This is a genomic window from Streptomyces sp. CRN 30 (assembly GCF_034105845.1).
The window spans coordinates 54,184-68,920 of the sequence record NZ_JAVRHI010000447.1; the positions used below are offsets into that span (position 1 = coordinate 54,184).

A 14,737-nucleotide genomic window follows, 5' to 3' on the forward strand; every position below is an offset into this window, starting at 1 on the left:
TCAGCTCACTTCGCGCGGGGCCGGCACCGGCCTGGACATGTAGACGGCGTCGGCGCCGTACGGCCCGGCGGGGACGACCTCCGGGTGGGGGGTGAAACCGCGCGCCGACCACCAGCGGTCGCTGCCGCCGACGGCGACCAGCGAGATCCGCTCGTCGCCGCGGTCGCGGGCGGTGCCGGCGAGGCGGCGCAGCAGGTGCTGCGCGAGGCCGCGGCGGCGCAGGTCGGGGGCGATGACGAGGTCGTGGAGGTGGAGGTTGCCGGCCGGGTCGGCGGCGGCCTCCTCGGCGCGGCCGAGGTCCGGGCAGGCCAGCGGCGGGTAGGGCAGGGCGAGGACGTATCCGGCGGTGCGGCCGCCTGCGTCCAGGACGAAGCAGGTCTCCGGGGAGGCCGCCGCCCGGGACTGGAGCGCGGCCCGGCCCTCCGAGAGGCCGAGCGGCGCGTAGGCGGCACGCTCCAGCGCCACCACGGCGTCCCAGTCACCGGCGCCTATGCCGCGCACCCGTACGGCGTCACCGGTAAGGCGGTCGTGGACGGTGCCCCTGTCGGCGTCACCGGTACGGCGCTGGTGGACGGCGTCCCCGTCGGCGTCACCGGTACGGCGGTCCTGGGCGGCGTCAGTCATGGGTGCCGCCGGTGACCGTGTACGGCAGCGGGGCGAAGCCGTTGAAGCCGCGGGTGGTGTAGCTGAGGGCGTAGGCGCCGCTGGACAGCACCCACACGGGGTCGCCCGAGGCGAGGGCCGCCGGCACCCGGACCAGGCCGTCCTCGTGGGAGTAGGCGTCGTCGCTGTCGCAGGTCGGTCCGGCGACGACGGCCGGTACGGTCGGGCCGTCCGGGTGGCCGGGGAACACCAGCCGGTACTGGAGGGCGTCCATCTCGTAGAGGCCGTTGAACTTGCCGCAGCTCAGGTAGAGCCAGTGGCGGTCCGCTCCGTCCGGTCCCCGGCGCCGGGCGAGCCGGGCGACGTGCGCGCGGACCGCGCCGTGGTCGGCGACGAGGTACCGGCCCGGTTCGACGACGAACTCCAGCGGGCCGCCGTGGACGCGGCGCAGCGTCTCCGTGCCCTCCCGGAGCACCGCGAAGATCTTGTCCAGCGGCGGGTCGAGGGGGGTGCCGTGCCGGTCGAGGTAGCCGAGGGCCGGGAGGCCGCCGCCGAGGTTGACGTGGTCGACGGTGATGCCCTCGCGGCCGAGGGCGCGCAGGGTGCCGGCGAGGTCCTCGACGGCGGTGCTCCACGCCTCGGCCGTCATCTGCTGGGAGCCGACGTGCACGGAGAGGCCGGACGGCACCAGGCCCGCGTCCCGGGCGTGGGCGAGGACACGGACCGCTTCCGCGGGCGGGCACCCGAACTTGTGGCTGAGTCCCCACACCGCGCCGTGGCCGCCGGTCGCCACGCGGCAGAAGACCCTGGCGCCGGGGGCGTGTGCGGCGAGCGCGGCCACGTCCTGGTGGCTGTCGGTGGCGAAGGTGCGGACGCCGAGCCGGTGGGCGGCGGCGATGTTCCGGTCGGACTTGACGGTGTTGCCGTAGTGGACGCGGTCGGCGGGGATGCCGGCCCGCAGGGCCTGTTCGATCTCGGCGGGGCTCGCGGCGTCGGCCCCGGCGCCGTCTCGGGCGAGCGTGGTGAGGACCTCGTCCACGGGGCACGCCTTCATGGCGAACCGGACGTGGACGCCGGGCAGTTCACGGCGGAGCGCGGCGTGGCCGCGGGCGATGCCGGTGAGGTCCAGTACGAGCCGGTCGGTGGTCGCGCCGGCGAGCGCGCCGGCGAGCCGCGCACCGGGCCCCGGGGCCGTCTTCGTCACCGTGCTCATCCGGGCCGCCCGGCCGGCTCGTCGAGCGCGGTGGCCTTCGCGGCGGCCATGAGCGGCTGCCACGCCTCGGTGAGCAGCGCGAAGTCCGCCATGTCGTCCCGGGCCTCGTCGAGGAGCCGTTCGCGGTGGGCCGCGAGCAGGTCGGCGACGCCGGTCCAGCGGCCGCCGAGCCGCCGGTAGGCGGTGTCGACGGCGTCCAGCCGCTGTTCGTTCTCCGTGCGGTCGAGCGCGGTGCTCTCCCGGGCGAACGCGGCCACGGCGTCGCCGCGCACGGCTCCGTCCGCGTCCAGCAGCGTGTCGCCGGCCTCGGCCATGCGGTCGTAGACGTGGTGGAAGTAGAGCATCGACAGCAGGAACTTCACGAAGCGGGTCTGGTAGGCGAGGAAGCCCGCGTCGGTGCGGCGTTCGCCGGTGTGGTAGTTGACGATGTGCCGGTTGTGCAGCACGCCCGGCAGCCGGGCGTCGTGCACGAGGTGGATCAGGAGGTAGTCGCTGCCGATGGTGTCCCGTGCGGGGGGCAGCGGGACACGTTCGTGGACGCCGTGGAAGGCGATGTTGCACATGTCGACGCGCATCGGGTCGACATGGGTGAGCAGTGCGTGGTCCTCGGTGAACGGGGTGGTGCCCGCGCCCGTGAAGGACTCGTCGGCCAGTCCGTGTTTCCGCTCGGCGGACCAGTGGCCGGGCGCCCACAGACCGACCACGTCGCGGTAGACGTCGGGGTCGGCGGCGCGCAGGGGGGCGATGTCGACGGAAGGTTCGCCGATGAAGGAGGCGCCCACCATCGCCACCCGGCGGTCGCCGTGGCCCGGTGGCAGGTCGGTGGCGGTGACCCGGGCGGCGGCGTCGGCGGCGCGGCTGCCGATGACGGCGACCTCGTGGTCGACCGGAAAGACCGCGTGGCCGTCGAGGTGCTGGTAGCGGCTGTCGGAGTCCCGGCGGTGCACGGACGCGCAGCCCAGCGCGGCGGCGACCAGGAAGGCACGGTTCGTGCAGGCGCCGTAGGAGAGGCCGTCGGGGAGGAGGAGGTCGAGGAGCAGGTCGGGTTTGGCGAGGCCCGAGCGGGCGACGGTCCGGGTGAGGAAGTCGCGCTGCCGGTCCTCGTCGAGGTGGTGGACGGTGACCCGGGGGTGCGCGGGCAGGCGCCGTACGGCGGCGGTGTGCTCGGCGCGCACGTCGGCCGCGCAGGAGTCGAGGATCAGTACATGGACATCGGTGCCGTCGGTGCCGTCGGTGTGGTCGGCGTGTCCGGCGGCGTGGACCGCCTCCTCGCCGAGGGCCGCGATGGTCTCGGGACAGGCCCGGTTCGTGGGCAGTGTCAGGCAGATGCGGCGCATGCGGCTTCCCCGGTGGCCTCGTCGGTGTCGCCGTCGCGCCAGGACCTCAGGCCGAGCAGCCGTGCGCCCAGGTCGTCGAGTTCGGCGGTCGGGTACCGCTCGGACTCGTGCCGGAAGGGGTCGCCGAGGAGGGTGGCGTTCCAGTCGGGGGTGGCGAGGGTGCGCCAGGACTCGACGCGGGAGCGGCGCAGTTCCCCGTGGTCTTCGAGGGCGGGCATCATCGACAGGTACTGCACGGCGCGCACGCCGCTGCCGGAGGTGTTGGGCGCGACGCCGTGGGCGAGCAGGCCGTTCCAGATCAGCAGGTCGCCGGCTTCGAGCTCGGGCCGTACGACGGGCATCTCGGCGCGGTCGATCGCGGGGCGGATGGGGTCGCGGTCGTCGGGCTGGACGGCCTTCCAGCTCTCGAAGCGGCGGAACAGCTCGGGACAGCACTGGAAGCCGCCGTGGTCCGGCCGCGTGTCGTCGAGGGCGATGATGCCCTGCACGCGCTGGGGCAGGACGCCGAGCGTGGAGTCGACGTCCCAGTGGAGTTCGATGTCGAAGCCGCGTTCGCGCTCCTCGATCAGCGCGCGGTCGCGGTTCCCGACGTTGGGCGGGTTGAGGTTGAGCCGGTCCAGGGTGACCCACAGCTCTTCGCAGTCCCAGACGTCGACGAACGCGTCGTAGACCCGCCGCGTCTGGCGGCTGTCCCAGATGAGCTGGTGGTGGTAGGCCTCGACGAAGCCGTAGATGTGCAGTTCGCGGTCGAGGTCGGAGCGGTACGCGCGCTCCTCGTACCAGGTCTCCGGGCGGTCGCGGTCGAGGCCCTGGAACTCCCAGGCGAAGTCGAGCAGCCGCCGGGCCGCGGCCCGGGGGATCGCCTCCTTGACGACCGTGTAGCCGTACGTCTGCCAGTGCGCGAAGTCCTTCTCGGTAAGGACGCGCAGCGGGCGGGTCTTCTCCAGGTCGCGCAGCTGGGTGCGGGCGAGGTAGGTGTCGGCGTCCGCGCTGAAGTACGGGACGTCGGAGGCGGCTCGGTGGAGGTAGGGGTGGGGTGTCGCCATGTGGTGCTCCAGGTCGTCGCCGTAGGGGGCGGCCCTCGTTACGGCGGTCTGTGCGGGGGCGTGCCACGGTGAACACCGGCCACAACACCGGCCACTCGCGCCCCTCGCCGAACGAGCGCCACAATGGACTAGACCAAGTGAGGGTGTCAACACCCGTCACGCACACCCGCGTTGACGCGGCAAGGGCGTCGGGGCGGCGACGATCCACTCTTGACACGCCCGGCTAGCCTGGACCCATCGTCTCCTTGGTCTATACCAAGATGGGTACCGGAAAGGCGCGGCCGATGTCCTCCAGCCAGCACAGCAGCGAGCCGCGACGGCTCGCGCTCTCCGTCCTCCAGCCGGGTTTCGTGGGCACCGAGGCACCCGACTGGGTACTGCGCGCCATCGGTGACGGACTCTCCTCCGTCGTGCTCTTCTCCCGGAACATCGTCTCCCCCGAGCAGGTCGCGCGGCTGACCGCGCGACTGCGGGCCGAGAACCCCGCGCTGATCGTCGCGATCGACGAGGAGGCGGGCGACGTCACCCGCATCGAGTCCGCCACCGGCTCCAGCCGCCCCGGCAACTTCGCCCTCGGCACCGTCGACGACCCGGCGCTGACCGAGGCCGTCGCCACCGACCTCGGCGCCGAGCTGCGCGCCGCCGGGGTGAGCCTCGACTACGCGCCCAGCGCGGACGTCAACTCCGACCCCGACAACCCCGTCATCGGGGTGCGGTCCTTCGGCGTCGACCCCGACGTGGTCTCCCGGCACACCGCCGCCTGGGTGCGCGGCCTCCAGGCGGCGGGCGTGGCGGCCTGCGCCAAGCACTTCCCCGGGCACGGGGACGTAGCCGTCGACTCCCACCACGACCTGCCCGCCTACCGCGCGGACCGGACCCGGATCGAGGCCGAGGCGCTGCCGCCGTTCAGGGCCGCCGTCGCCGCGGGGGTCCGCGCCGTGATGAGCGGTCACCTGCTGGTGCCCGCCTACGACACCGAGCTGCCGGCCACGCTCAGCCGGCGCATCCTGCACGACCTGCTCCGCGGTGAGCTGGGCTTCGACGGACTGGTCGTCAGCGACGCCATCGAGATGGCCGCGGTCACCCGCCGGTACGGCATCGGCGGCGCTGCGGTGCGGGCCGTCGCCGCGGGGGTCGACGCCGTGTGCGTCGGCGGGGAGAGCGCCGAGGAGTCCACCACCGAGCAGCTCGTCGACGCGCTCGCCGGTGCGGTGGCGGACGGCGGGCTGCCGGTGGAGCGGCTGGCCGACGCGGCGCGCCGGGTCGCGGAGTTCGCCGAGTGGTCGGTGAAGCTGCGGGAGGCGTCCGCCGTCCGCGCGGCCGGGGCCGGCGGCATCGGCCAGGTGGCCGCCCGCCGTGCCGTGCGGGTCACCGGGGCCGTAGGGGGTGTGCTGCCGCTGGCGTCCGCGCCGCACGTGGTGGAGCTGGCCCCGGCGACCAACCTCGCCATCGGCAAGGAGACGCCCTGGGGTGTCGCGGCCCCGCTGCGGGAGCGGCTGCCGGGGACCACGTCCGTGCGGGTGCACGGATACGAACTCCTGGAGCGTACGGTCGCGTTGGAGGAGTGCGCGCTGCGGCCGGCGGTGGGCCGGCCCCTGGTCCTCGTGGTCCGCGACGCCGCCCGCCACGCGTGGATGCGCCACGCCGTGACCGACCTGACCACGGCCCGCCCGGACGCGGTGGTGATCGAGATGGGCCTGCCGCCCGCCGACGCCTCCACGGAGCCGGATGCCGGTACGGGCGGAGCCCCGGACGGTGCGGACGGTGCGGGTGGTGCGGTACGGGTGTACACGCACGGCGCGAGCACGGCTTCCGGGACGGCCGCGGCGGAGGTGCTGACCGGGGATGCCGCGGGCTGAAGCGTCGGCAGGCCGGCTCAGCCGAGGCTCGGACGGCCCTCGCGCCAGTAGCCGTGGAAGGCGACGTCCGCCTTCGGGACGGCACGGTCGCGGACGAGGTGTCGGCGGACTCCGGTGGCGAGCCGGGACTCCCCCGCGACCCACACGTACCCCCGCCCCGGCGGCAGGTCTGTCCCCCGGACCGCTTCGAGCACCGCGGTGCCCGGCGCGGCGCCGTCGCGGGCCAGCCAGTGCACGGTGACACCCTCGGGCGCGGTGACGTCCGTACGGAAGTCGGCGCTGTCCGGCACCTCCAGGAACACCTCACCGGTGAGAGAGGCCGGAGCGTGGTCCAGGATGGCCAGCACCGCCGGCAGCGCGCTCTCGTCACCGGCGAGGAACTGCCAGGCGGCGTCCTCGGGCGGCAGGTAGGTGACGCCCATGTCGAACAGACCGGCCGGATCGCCCGGCCGGACACCGCGGGCCCACGCCGAGGCGGGGCTGTCGCCGTGCAGGGCGAACTCGATGTCGACCTCGTCCGCCTCGGGCCGCACCCGGCGGACCGTGTAGTTGCGCACCCGGGGTCTGCTCGCCTTCGGCATGAGCAGCACCTCGGCCATCCACGCCTCGCTGTTGCGGCTCGGCATCCGCAGCCCGTCCTGTCCCGCGCGGGGGAAGAAGAGCCGTACGGTCTGGTCGAAGCCCATGGGTTCCAGGTGGGCCGCCTGCGGGCCGCCGAGGGTGACGGTCAGGAAGGTGGGGCTGATCCGCTCGGTCCGCCGCACCTCCAGGGTGATCATGCGTCGGCTCCGCGCCATGCGCACCTTGGGCAGCACGCTCATCGCTGTCTCGCTCTCGTCGTCGCGGTGGTGGTGTCGGTACGGTGGTTCACAGGTCCACGACGAGCCGCGCGGACCGCGCGCGGGACACGCACGGGTACACGCGCCCCTCGGGTGCGCCGATGTCGTCGCGGTGGTCGGGTTCGCCGTCGAGGACGGTGATCCCGCAGCTCCCGCAGACGCCCTCGCGGCAGCCCGCGGCCACCGTCCGGCCCGCGTGCGCCAGGGCGTCGAGCATCGACTCCCCGGCCGGCACCTCGACCGTGGAGCCGGAGCGGGCGCACTCCACCTCGAAGGCGGTGTCGGGCCCGAACGCGCGGCGCAGCGGCCGGAACCGCTCCGCGTGCAGCCGCCCGGCGGGGAACGCCTCCTCGGCGGCGGCCAGCAGCGGCGCGGGACCGCAGGCGTAGACGAGGGTGTCGTCGGGGAGTTCCGCCGCCAGGGCGCGCAGGGAGGGCCGGCCCCGCTCCCGGGTGGCGACCAGGCGCACCCGTTCCCCGTACGCGGCGCGCAGGGTGTCCGCGAAGGGCATGGCGGACACCGACGGTCCGACGTAGAGGAGTTCGGCGGGGAGTCCCGCGTCGGTGACCGCCCGCAGCATCGGCAGGACGGGGGTGATGCCGATGCCCGCAGCGAGGAACAGGTAGCGCGGGGCGGGCAGCAGCGGGAAGTGGTTGCGCGGCTCGGAGATCTCCAACAGGCGTCCGGGGCGCAGGAAGCGGTGAACGTACTCCGATCCGCCGCGGCTGAGCCGGTCGTGGCGGACGGCTATGCGGTAGGTGTCCAGGTCGGCGGGGTCGCCGCACAGCGAGTACTGCCGGGTCAGCCAGTTGGGCAGCCGGACGTCGATGTGGGCGCCCGGTTCCCAGGGCGGGAGCGGCCCCGGGGTGCCGCGCAGGGTGAGGGAGACGACGTCGTCGGTGACGGGTTCGATGCGGTCGACGAGAACGGTCCGCGTCGCTGCCATGGGTGAGTTCCTCGCTGTCCGGTCAGTAGAGGGTGCGGTAGCCGTCTTCGAGGAGCCGGTCCACGGCGGCGGGGTCGACGTCCAGGCCGAACTGCGCGGTGAACGTCTCGCCGGCCGACGGCATCTCCTCGGCGAGGGCCTGGGCGGCGGGGTCCCACAGCCGGGACCGGATGAGGGCGCGGCCGCAGTGGTAGTAGACCTCCTCGACCTCGACGACCACGGCCAGCACCGGGCGCCGGCCCTCGGTCTCCATCCGGGTCAGGACGTCGGGTTCGTCGGTGAGGTAGCCGCGGCCGTTGACGCGCAGGGTCTCCCTGAGGCCCGGGACGAGGAAGAGCAGTCCGACGCCGTCGTTCTCGGCGAGGTTGGTGAAGGAGTCGGCGATGCGGTTGCCCGGTCGGTCCGGGACGGCCAGCGTCCGGTCGTCGAGCACCTTCACGAAGCCCGGGTAGTCACCCCGGGGCGAGGAGTCCGCGCGGCCCCGGGCGTCCGCGGTGGCCATCGTCAGGAACGGCGAGTGGGCGATGAAGCGGCGGAAGAACGGATCGAGGCGGTCGGTCTTCTTCCGCGCGGTCATCGCGTCCGGCTCGCCGAGCAGGGCCCGGACGCCGTCCGGCGCGAGGCGTCGTGGACGGGTGGCGACATGACTCATGGGGATGTGTCCTTCCCGAGCGGGTCCGGCAGCCGTCCTTGACGGTTTCGCCGCAGGTCATGACAGTATTGTGAGCAATCATTCAGGTCTTGCGCCACTCGCTTTCACGGCGCCGTCCAGGAGGTGTCATGAGCCCCGACCGCCAGGGGATCGCCCCACGTAAACAGCCCCGTCAGGTGCGCGCGGAACTCACCCGGGACCGCATCCTCGACGCGGCTGCTCACGTTTTCGGGGAGTACGGCTATGCCGCGGGGACCACCAACCGCATCGCCGAGCGGGCCCGGGTGTCGATCGGTTCGCTGTACCAGTACTACCCGAACAAGGACGCGATCCTGGCGGAGCTGCTCACCCGCCACCTCGACCGCGGCCAGGCCTCCGTCGAGCGGCTCCTGACGGAGGGCCTGCCCGACTCGCTGGAGGACATCCTGCGGCGTTTCGTCCGCGCCTCCGCCGAGAACCACCAGGACGACCCGCAGCTGCTGCGCGTGATGGTGGAGCAGGGGCCGCGCTCGGCCGAGCTGCTGGAACGGGTGACGGTCTTCCAGCGGGAACGGATCGCCTACGCGCTGGAGCTGCTGCGGACGCACCCGGAGGTCCGGGTGGCCGACACCGTCGTCGCCGCGCGGATCCTGGTGGCCACCGTCGAGATTCTGATCCACACGATGGTCGCGGCCCCCGACCCCGTCGACGTCACGCGGCTGGAGGACGAGATCGTCGCCATGCTGTTCCGCTACCTCACCGGCGCTTCCGGTGCCTCCCTCGCTACCGGTGCTACCGCTACTACCGGCGCTACCGGCGCTACCGGCGCAGGAAGCGGATGACCGGGTGGCCGTGGCCGTCGGCGACCTCCGCGCGGACCCCGTAGACCTCCTCGATGAGGGACGGGGTGAGGACGTCGCCGGGCACGCCCTCGGCGACGGCCCGGCCCTCCCGCAGCACGAGGAGCCGGTCGCAGTACATCGCGGCCAGGTTGAGGTCGTGCAGGGCGATCACCGTGGTGACCGGCAGGGACACGACCAGCTCCAGCAGGTCCAGCTGGTGCTGGATGTCCAGGTGGTTGGTGGGTTCGTCCAGCAGCAGTTCGCGCGGCTCCTGCGCGAGGGCGCGGGCGATCTGGGCGCGCTGGCGCTCGCCGCCGGACAGGGTGTGCCAGGACTGGTCCGCGCGGTCGGTGAGCCCGGCGCGGGCGAGGGCGGCGGTGACGGCCGGGCCGTCCTCGGGCGAACCGGCGGCCCAGGGGCGGCGGTGCGGGATGCGGCCGAGGGCGACGACGTCCCGGACGGTCAGTTCGGTCTGGGTGTGCGCGTGCTGTTCGACGGTGGCGATACGCCGGGCCGCCGCCCGGCGGCCGACCCCGGCGAGCGGGCGGCCGTCGAGGGTGACGACACCGGCGGAGGGCTGGAGCACCCCCGCGAGCAGCCGCAGCAGGGTGGACTTGCCCGACCCGTTGGGGCCGAGCAGGCCGATCGTCTCGCCGGTGCGCGGGGCGAGGGTGACGCCGTCCACGATGAGCCGCCCGCCGGCGCGGCGGGCGACGCGGTCGGAGCGGAGGCCGTCGCCGGCGGGGGCGGGGGGCCGTGTGCCGTCGGCGGGGGGCCGTACGTCGTCTGCGGGGGCCCTGCCGGTCATGTGCGCCTCCTGCCCCGGTAGAGCACGGCCACGAAGGCCGGTACGCCGATCAGGGACGTCACCACTCCCACCGGGATCTCCTGGGGGTCGAGGACGGTACGGGCGAGGGTGTCCACCCACACCAGGAAGACGGCGCCGGTCAGGACGGTGACCGGCAGCAGCCGGGCGTGGGCGGTGCCGGTGAGCGCGCGGGTGGCGTGCGGCAGGACCAGGCCGACGAAGCCGATCGCGCCCGCGCAGCTGACCAGGGCCGCGGTGAGCAGCGCGGTCGCGCACAGCAGCACCAGCCGGGTACGGCCCACCCGTACCCCGAGGCTGGCGGCGGCCTCCTCGCCGAAGGTGAACGCGTCGAGGGTGGCGGAGTGGACGAGGCACACCACGAGGACGGCGGCGAGCACTCCGGCGCACAGCAGCACCTGGGTCCAGGTGGCGCCGGTGAGGGAGCCCAGCAGCCAGAACAGCACGCCGCGGGTGGTCTCGGCGTCCGCCGACGTCAGTACGGTGAACGAGGTCAGCGCCGAGAAGAGCTGCATGGCGGCGACGCCGGAGAGCACCACGCGGTCGACGCTGCCGCCGAGGCTGTGGCTGACCACCAGGACCAGCGCGAACGACAGCAGGGCGCCGACGAACGCGCCCGCGGACAGCGACACCGCTCCCCCGCCGACGCCGAGCACGATCACGGCGACCGCGCCGGTCGAGGCGCCGGAGGAGACGCCGAGGACGAACGGGTCGGCGAGCGGGTTGCGCAGCAGGGACTGCATGACCGCGCCGCACAGGGCCAGTCCGGCGCCGCAGACCGCGGCGAGCAGGGTGCGGGGCATGCGCAGGTCCCACACGATGCCGTCCCGCAGCGGGGCGAGGGTGCCCTCACCGAACCCCAGGTGGGCGGCGACCGAGGACCACACGTCGCCGGCGGAGATGTCGGCGGGGCCGATGGTCACGGCGACGGCGACCGACAGCGCCAGGGCAGCGAGGCCCGCGGCGGTCAGGAGCGGGGTCGTCCGCGCGCCGGGCACGTGCCGGCGCACGTGCCCGTCGGCAGGCCGGGTCACTTGCCGAGTCCGAGGTCCCGGAGACCGGCGGCGACCTGTTCGATCCCCTCGACCGTGCGGATGGACGGGTTCATCGCCTGTCCGCTGAGCAGGACGTACCGCTTCTTCTTCACCGCTGTGAGGTTGCGGGTCGCCGGGTTGGTCTCCAGGAACTCGATCTTCGCCTCGGCGGTCTCGGCGGTCTGGGACTTGCGGGTCAGGTCGCCGAGGACGATGACGTCGGGGTCGCGGTCGGCGACGGTCTCCCAGTTGATCTGGGGCCACTCGTCGTGGGTGTCGGAGAAGACGTTCTTCGCGCCGAGGGCGCGGGTGATGGCGCCGGGGGCGCCGCAGCAGCCCGCGAGGTAGGGCGACTGGGAGTTGGCGAACCAGTACATGAGGGAGACACCGGACGCGTCGAGCCCGTCGGTGGCCTCGCGTACGCGGTCCTTCAGCTCACCGACCAGTTCGTCGCCGCGTTCCTCGACGCCGAAGGCGCGGGCGAGGTCGGTTATCTCGCCGTAGACCGTGCCGAGGGTGAGGGGGGTGCTGCGGGAGCCGTCGCCGCCGCTGTCGTTGTCCTTGCCGGCGGCGCAGTCGGACGGGGAGACGTAGGTGGGGACGCCCAGCTTCTCGAACTGTTCGCGGGTGGCGACGCCGCCCGTGCCGAGGGTGGAGACGAAGGACGCGGTGACGAAGTCGGGTCCGGCGTCGAGGACCTTCTCGAAGGAGGGGTTGTTGTCGGCGAGCCGGGGCACACCGGCGTTCGCCTTCTCCAGGCCCTTCATCACCGGGTCGGTCCACGTGGCGGTGCCGGCGAGGCGGTCCGCCAGGCCCAGCGAGAGGAGGATCTCGGTGCTGCCCTGGTTGAGGGAGACGGCATGGGCGGGTGCCGACGTCAGGGTGACGTCGTGGCCGCAGTTGCGCAGCGTGACCGGGTAACCGGTGGCGGCGGAGGCGCCGTCCGACGCGGTGCCCTTTCCGCCGGAGGTGCCGCCGGCGGTGGAGCACGCGGTGAGCAGCAGGGCGGTGGTGAGCAGGAACGCGGCGGAACGGGGGGTGGTGCGGAGCACGGGCATGCCTCGGGTGTCGGGGCTCTGGACGCGGAGCCTGGCCTACGGTCGACCTCCGCGCGGGGGCGCGGAGGTGCCAGCAGGTCTTCGGACTCGGGTTCGTCCGGACGGGGCGCCTTCCCAGGACGCCGCCGCGTGCGCGGTGGTCGTCCCAGTGGCGATCGTGCCCCGCCCGTCCCCCTCACCGCTGCGCGTCAGTTCCGGATTCGCACCGGATTCCCTGACCACCGAGGTGGCGTGACTGGCCTCGGCAGACTACCAAGGGCCCGGACCGGGCCGGCGCGGCGGGGCGACGGCGTTCAGCCGGCGCAGTATGCGGTCCGCGGCGACAGGGGTGCGCAGCGGCGCGGCGGTGGCGCAGCCGGGCAGGCCGGCCCGGACCAGGCCGCTGAGCAGGGCGCGGGGGCCGCTGTCGATGAACGTGGTGAAACCGGCCCGGCGCAGGGTGAGCAGGGTCCGGTGCAGTTCCATCGGTTCGGTGAGGTGGGCGGCGGCCGTGGTGCGCAGGTGGGCGGGGGTCGTCGCCCAGCGGCCGGCGGTGGTGTGCACGGGAAGGACCGGCCGGGCGAGCGGCTGGGCGCGCAGCAGGCTGCGGAAGGAGCGGTGGACCTCGTCGAGGAGGGGGTGGTGGAAGGCGGTACGGCTGGTCAGCGGGGTCACGCGGTGCCCGCTGTCCTCAAGTGCGCGGCGTACGTGGGCGAGTTGGGCGTCGGGGCCGGCGAGGACGACCTGCGCGGGGGCGTTGCGGGCGGCGATCCGCACCTGGGGGGTACCGCAGGCGCGGATGAGGTCCGCGGCCTGTCCTGCGGTGGTGTCGGTGGCCAGTATCCCGGCGGCGGGGAGGGCGGCGGTCCGCAGCAGCCGGTCGCGGATGCGGAGCAGTTGGACGCCCTGGCGCACGGTGACGGCTCCGGCGACGGTGAGGGCGGCCAGGTCCCCGACGCTGTGGCCGAGGACCGCGTCGACGCGGTGGCGGGTGAGGCCGAGCAGGACGGTGGCGGAGGCGACCACCGCCGCGTAGGTGGCGAGGTCGAACCCGAGGGGGTCGCTCCGCAGCAGTTCCTCGGGCGCGGGCGCGTCCTCCTCGGTGAGCAGCCGGCCCACCGGCACGCGCAGCGAGCCGTGGGCCGGGGCGTGGGTGTCGACGGTGGTCAGCACCTCGGCGACGGCGGGGACGTACCGCAGGTGCCGCAGGGCCCCGGGCAGGTAGGCCCCCTGCCCGGGACACATCAGCAGCACCCGCGCCCGGTCACCCGGCGGGTCGGTTCCCAGGGGGTGGGGACACCGAACCGCGTCCCCGCCCCCTCCGGCCCGACGGAGATCACCTCGGCTTGAGGCGTCCCGCCCCGAGGGCCACCCGGACGACACGAGCCCCTGGTGCACACGGTCCGCCCCGCCGGAGACCGTGGGAGGGCCGTGTTCGGGGGCTCGGGTCGGTGGTCGGGGGGTCATGGGAGTGTCGTGAAGGCCAGCGCGACGTTGTGGCCGCCGAAGCCCATGCTCGTGCTGAGGGCCGCCAGGGGCCCGGACGGCAGGGGCTCCGGCGTGCGGCCGACCACGTTCAGCTCGATCGCCGGGTCGACGCGTTCGAGGCTGCGGGTGGGCGGCGCCGTCCGGTCCCGCAGGGCGAGGACGGTCGTGACCGCCTCGATCGCCCCGGCGGCGCCCAGCGTGTGGCCGAGCGCGGCCTTGGTGGCGCTGACGGACACGTCGTCGAGGACCTTGCCGAAGGCCGTGCGCAGGGCCTGCGCCTCGCTGAGGTCGCCGACCGGCGTGGACGTCGCGTGGGCGTTGACGTGCCGGACGTCCTCCGGCAGGAGGTCCGCGTCGTCGAGGGCGGCGGCGACCGCGGCGGCGCACCCCGCCCCGCCGGGCGCGGGCTGCGCGATGTGGTGGCTGTCGTTGGTGATGCCCGCGCCGGTGAGCCGGCAGTGCGCCCGCGCACCGCGGGCGGCGGCGTGCCGGGCGCTCTCCACCACGACCATCCCGGCCCCCTCCCCCAGGACGAACCCGTCCCGCTCGGCGTCGAAGGGCCGGGACGCCCGGTCGGGGTCGTCGCACCGCCGGGACAGCGCGCGCAGCCGGGCGAACCCGGCGAAGATCAGCGGGTGCAGGCCCGCCTCCGCGCCTCCCGCGACCACGACGTCGGCGCGGCCCTCCCGGACGAGGTCCAGGGCCTGCGCGAGGGCCTCCGCGCCGGACGCGCAGGCGCTGACCGGGGTGTGCACCCCGGACGTCGCGCCGACCATCAGGCCCACCTCGGCGGCGGGGTGGTTGGGCAGCATGAGCGGGATGGCACGGGGGCTGACCCGGCCGAACCCCCCGCTCTCCATCCGGCGGTTCTGCTCCAGGATGCTGGTGAGCCCGCCGAGTCCCACGCCGACGACGACGGCGACCCGCGCGCCGCCGGCGGCGAGTGCCGCGGCGTCGGGCAGACCGGCGTCGTCCAGCGCCTCCCGCGCGGCGACCAGGGCGAACTGCGCGGAGCGGTCGCAGTGCGCGGCCTTCG

At 74.4% G+C, this 14,737-nt stretch carries 14 protein-coding genes and 1 riboswitch; of the genes, 2 read left to right on the forward strand and 12 right to left on the reverse strand.

The features are described from left to right. Genes UW392_RS50420 through UW392_RS50435 form a run of 4 tightly spaced genes read right to left on the reverse strand, consistent with a single transcriptional unit; the run spans position 1 to position 4,199 of the window. On the reverse strand, positions 1-624 hold the full coding sequence (locus UW392_RS50420) for a GNAT family N-acetyltransferase (protein WP_320782146.1): 624 nt from the start codon (positions 622-624) through the stop codon (positions 1-3). Beyond that, positions 617-1,816: a type III PLP-dependent enzyme gene (locus tag UW392_RS50425; protein ID WP_320782147.1), complete on the reverse strand. Its 1,200-nt coding sequence runs from the start codon at positions 1,814-1,816 to the stop codon at positions 617-619. The genes UW392_RS50420 and UW392_RS50425 overlap by 8 nt, the downstream gene beginning before the upstream one ends. After that, entirely contained in the window at positions 1,813-3,153 is a 1,341-nt protein-coding gene (locus UW392_RS50430) for a DUF6271 family protein (protein ID WP_320782148.1), read from the reverse strand. Before UW392_RS50430 ends, UW392_RS50425 begins: the two co-directional genes overlap by 4 nt. After that, positions 3,135-4,199: a phytanoyl-CoA dioxygenase family protein gene (locus UW392_RS50435; protein ID WP_320782149.1), complete on the reverse strand. Its 1,065-nt coding sequence runs from the start codon at positions 4,197-4,199 to the stop codon at positions 3,135-3,137. Before UW392_RS50435 ends, UW392_RS50430 begins: the two co-directional genes overlap by 19 nt. 284 nt (positions 4,200-4,483) lie before the next feature. Here UW392_RS50435 and UW392_RS50440 point away from each other — a divergent pair, with 284 nt between their 5' ends. Beyond that, positions 4,484-6,058, forward strand: coding sequence for a glycoside hydrolase family 3 protein (locus tag UW392_RS50440; protein ID WP_320782150.1), 1,575 nt, complete (start codon positions 4,484-4,486; stop codon positions 6,056-6,058). Between the two features lie 17 nt (positions 6,059-6,075). On the opposite strand, the gene UW392_RS50445 is transcribed toward UW392_RS50440, so the two are convergent. Genes UW392_RS50445 through UW392_RS50455 form a run of 3 tightly spaced genes read right to left on the reverse strand, consistent with a single transcriptional unit; the run spans position 6,076 to position 8,495 of the window. Then, on the reverse strand, positions 6,076-6,879 hold the full coding sequence (locus UW392_RS50445; RefSeq protein WP_320782151.1) for a siderophore-interacting protein: 804 nt from the start codon (positions 6,877-6,879) through the stop codon (positions 6,076-6,078). A 46-nt stretch (positions 6,880-6,925) separates the two neighbouring features. Further along, positions 6,926-7,843 (reverse strand): PDR/VanB family oxidoreductase, encoded by a 918-nt coding sequence (locus tag UW392_RS50450; protein ID WP_320782152.1) that lies wholly within the window; start codon positions 7,841-7,843, stop codon positions 6,926-6,928. A 22-nt stretch (positions 7,844-7,865) separates the two neighbouring features. Next, a complete protein-coding gene (locus UW392_RS50455; RefSeq protein WP_320782153.1) occupies positions 7,866-8,495 on the reverse strand; it encodes an MSMEG_1061 family FMN-dependent PPOX-type flavoprotein in 630 nt (209 codons plus the stop codon). A gap of 128 nt (positions 8,496-8,623) precedes the next feature. Here UW392_RS50455 and UW392_RS50460 point away from each other — a divergent pair, with 128 nt between their 5' ends. Next, on the forward strand, positions 8,624-9,316 hold the full coding sequence (locus tag UW392_RS50460; RefSeq protein ID WP_320782154.1) for a TetR/AcrR family transcriptional regulator: 693 nt from the start codon (positions 8,624-8,626) through the stop codon (positions 9,314-9,316). On the opposite strand, the gene UW392_RS50465 is transcribed toward UW392_RS50460, so the two are convergent. The 5 genes from UW392_RS50465 to UW392_RS50485 all read right to left on the reverse strand — a co-directional run. Then, entirely contained in the window at positions 9,294-10,124 is an 831-nt protein-coding gene (locus UW392_RS50465; RefSeq protein ID WP_320782155.1) for an ABC transporter ATP-binding protein, read from the reverse strand. The genes UW392_RS50460 and UW392_RS50465 overlap by 23 nt on opposite strands. Then, the gene (locus UW392_RS50470; protein WP_414497540.1) at positions 10,121-11,176 is read right to left on the reverse strand and encodes a FecCD family ABC transporter permease; all 1,056 of its coding nucleotides are present in this window, start codon (positions 11,174-11,176) and stop codon (positions 10,121-10,123) included. Before UW392_RS50470 ends, UW392_RS50465 begins: the two co-directional genes overlap by 4 nt. Next, positions 11,173-12,234 carry an ABC transporter substrate-binding protein gene (locus UW392_RS50475; protein WP_320782156.1) on the reverse strand — a complete coding sequence of 354 codons (1,062 nt, stop codon included), beginning with the start codon at positions 12,232-12,234 and terminating at the stop codon, positions 11,173-11,175. The genes UW392_RS50470 and UW392_RS50475 overlap by 4 nt, the downstream gene beginning before the upstream one ends. Before the next feature lie 54 nt (positions 12,235-12,288). Continuing rightward, a riboswitch (cobalamin riboswitch) is annotated at positions 12,289-12,489 on the reverse strand. Beyond that, the gene (locus UW392_RS50480) at positions 12,484-13,458 is read right to left on the reverse strand and encodes an ACP S-malonyltransferase (protein WP_320782157.1); all 975 of its coding nucleotides are present in this window, start codon (positions 13,456-13,458) and stop codon (positions 12,484-12,486) included. It overlaps the preceding riboswitch by 6 nt. A 218-nt stretch (positions 13,459-13,676) precedes the next feature. Further along, a partial coding sequence (locus UW392_RS50485; RefSeq protein ID WP_320782158.1) for a beta-ketoacyl-[acyl-carrier-protein] synthase family protein occupies positions 13,677-14,737 on the reverse strand: 1,061 nt, incomplete at its 5' end.

Coding starts and splice junctions, on each gene's coding strand:
- UW392_RS50420 (WP_320782146.1), bottom strand. CDS start 624: ATGACTGACGCCGCCCAGGACCGCCGTACCGGTGACGCCGACGGGGAC.
- UW392_RS50425 (WP_320782147.1), bottom strand. CDS start 1,816: ATGAGCACGGTGACGAAGACGGCCCCGGGGCCCGGTGCGCGGCTCGCC.
- UW392_RS50430 (WP_320782148.1), bottom strand. CDS start 3,153: ATGCGCCGCATCTGCCTGACACTGCCCACGAACCGGGCCTGTCCCGAG.
- UW392_RS50435 (WP_320782149.1), bottom strand. CDS start 4,199: ATGGCGACACCCCACCCCTACCTCCACCGAGCCGCCTCCGACGTCCCG.
- UW392_RS50440 (WP_320782150.1), top strand. CDS start 4,484: ATGTCCTCCAGCCAGCACAGCAGCGAGCCGCGACGGCTCGCGCTCTCC.
- UW392_RS50445 (WP_320782151.1), bottom strand. CDS start 6,879: ATGAGCGTGCTGCCCAAGGTGCGCATGGCGCGGAGCCGACGCATGATC.
- UW392_RS50450 (WP_320782152.1), bottom strand. CDS start 7,843: ATGGCAGCGACGCGGACCGTTCTCGTCGACCGCATCGAACCCGTCACC.
- UW392_RS50455 (WP_320782153.1), bottom strand. CDS start 8,495: ATGAGTCATGTCGCCACCCGTCCACGACGCCTCGCGCCGGACGGCGTC.
- UW392_RS50460 (WP_320782154.1), top strand. CDS start 8,624: ATGAGCCCCGACCGCCAGGGGATCGCCCCACGTAAACAGCCCCGTCAG.
- UW392_RS50465 (WP_320782155.1), bottom strand. CDS start 10,124: ATGACCGGCAGGGCCCCCGCAGACGACGTACGGCCCCCCGCCGACGGC.
- UW392_RS50475 (WP_320782156.1), bottom strand. CDS start 12,234: ATGCCCGTGCTCCGCACCACCCCCCGTTCCGCCGCGTTCCTGCTCACC.
- UW392_RS50480 (WP_320782157.1), bottom strand. CDS start 13,458: ATGTGTCCCGGGCAGGGGGCCTACCTGCCCGGGGCCCTGCGGCACCTG.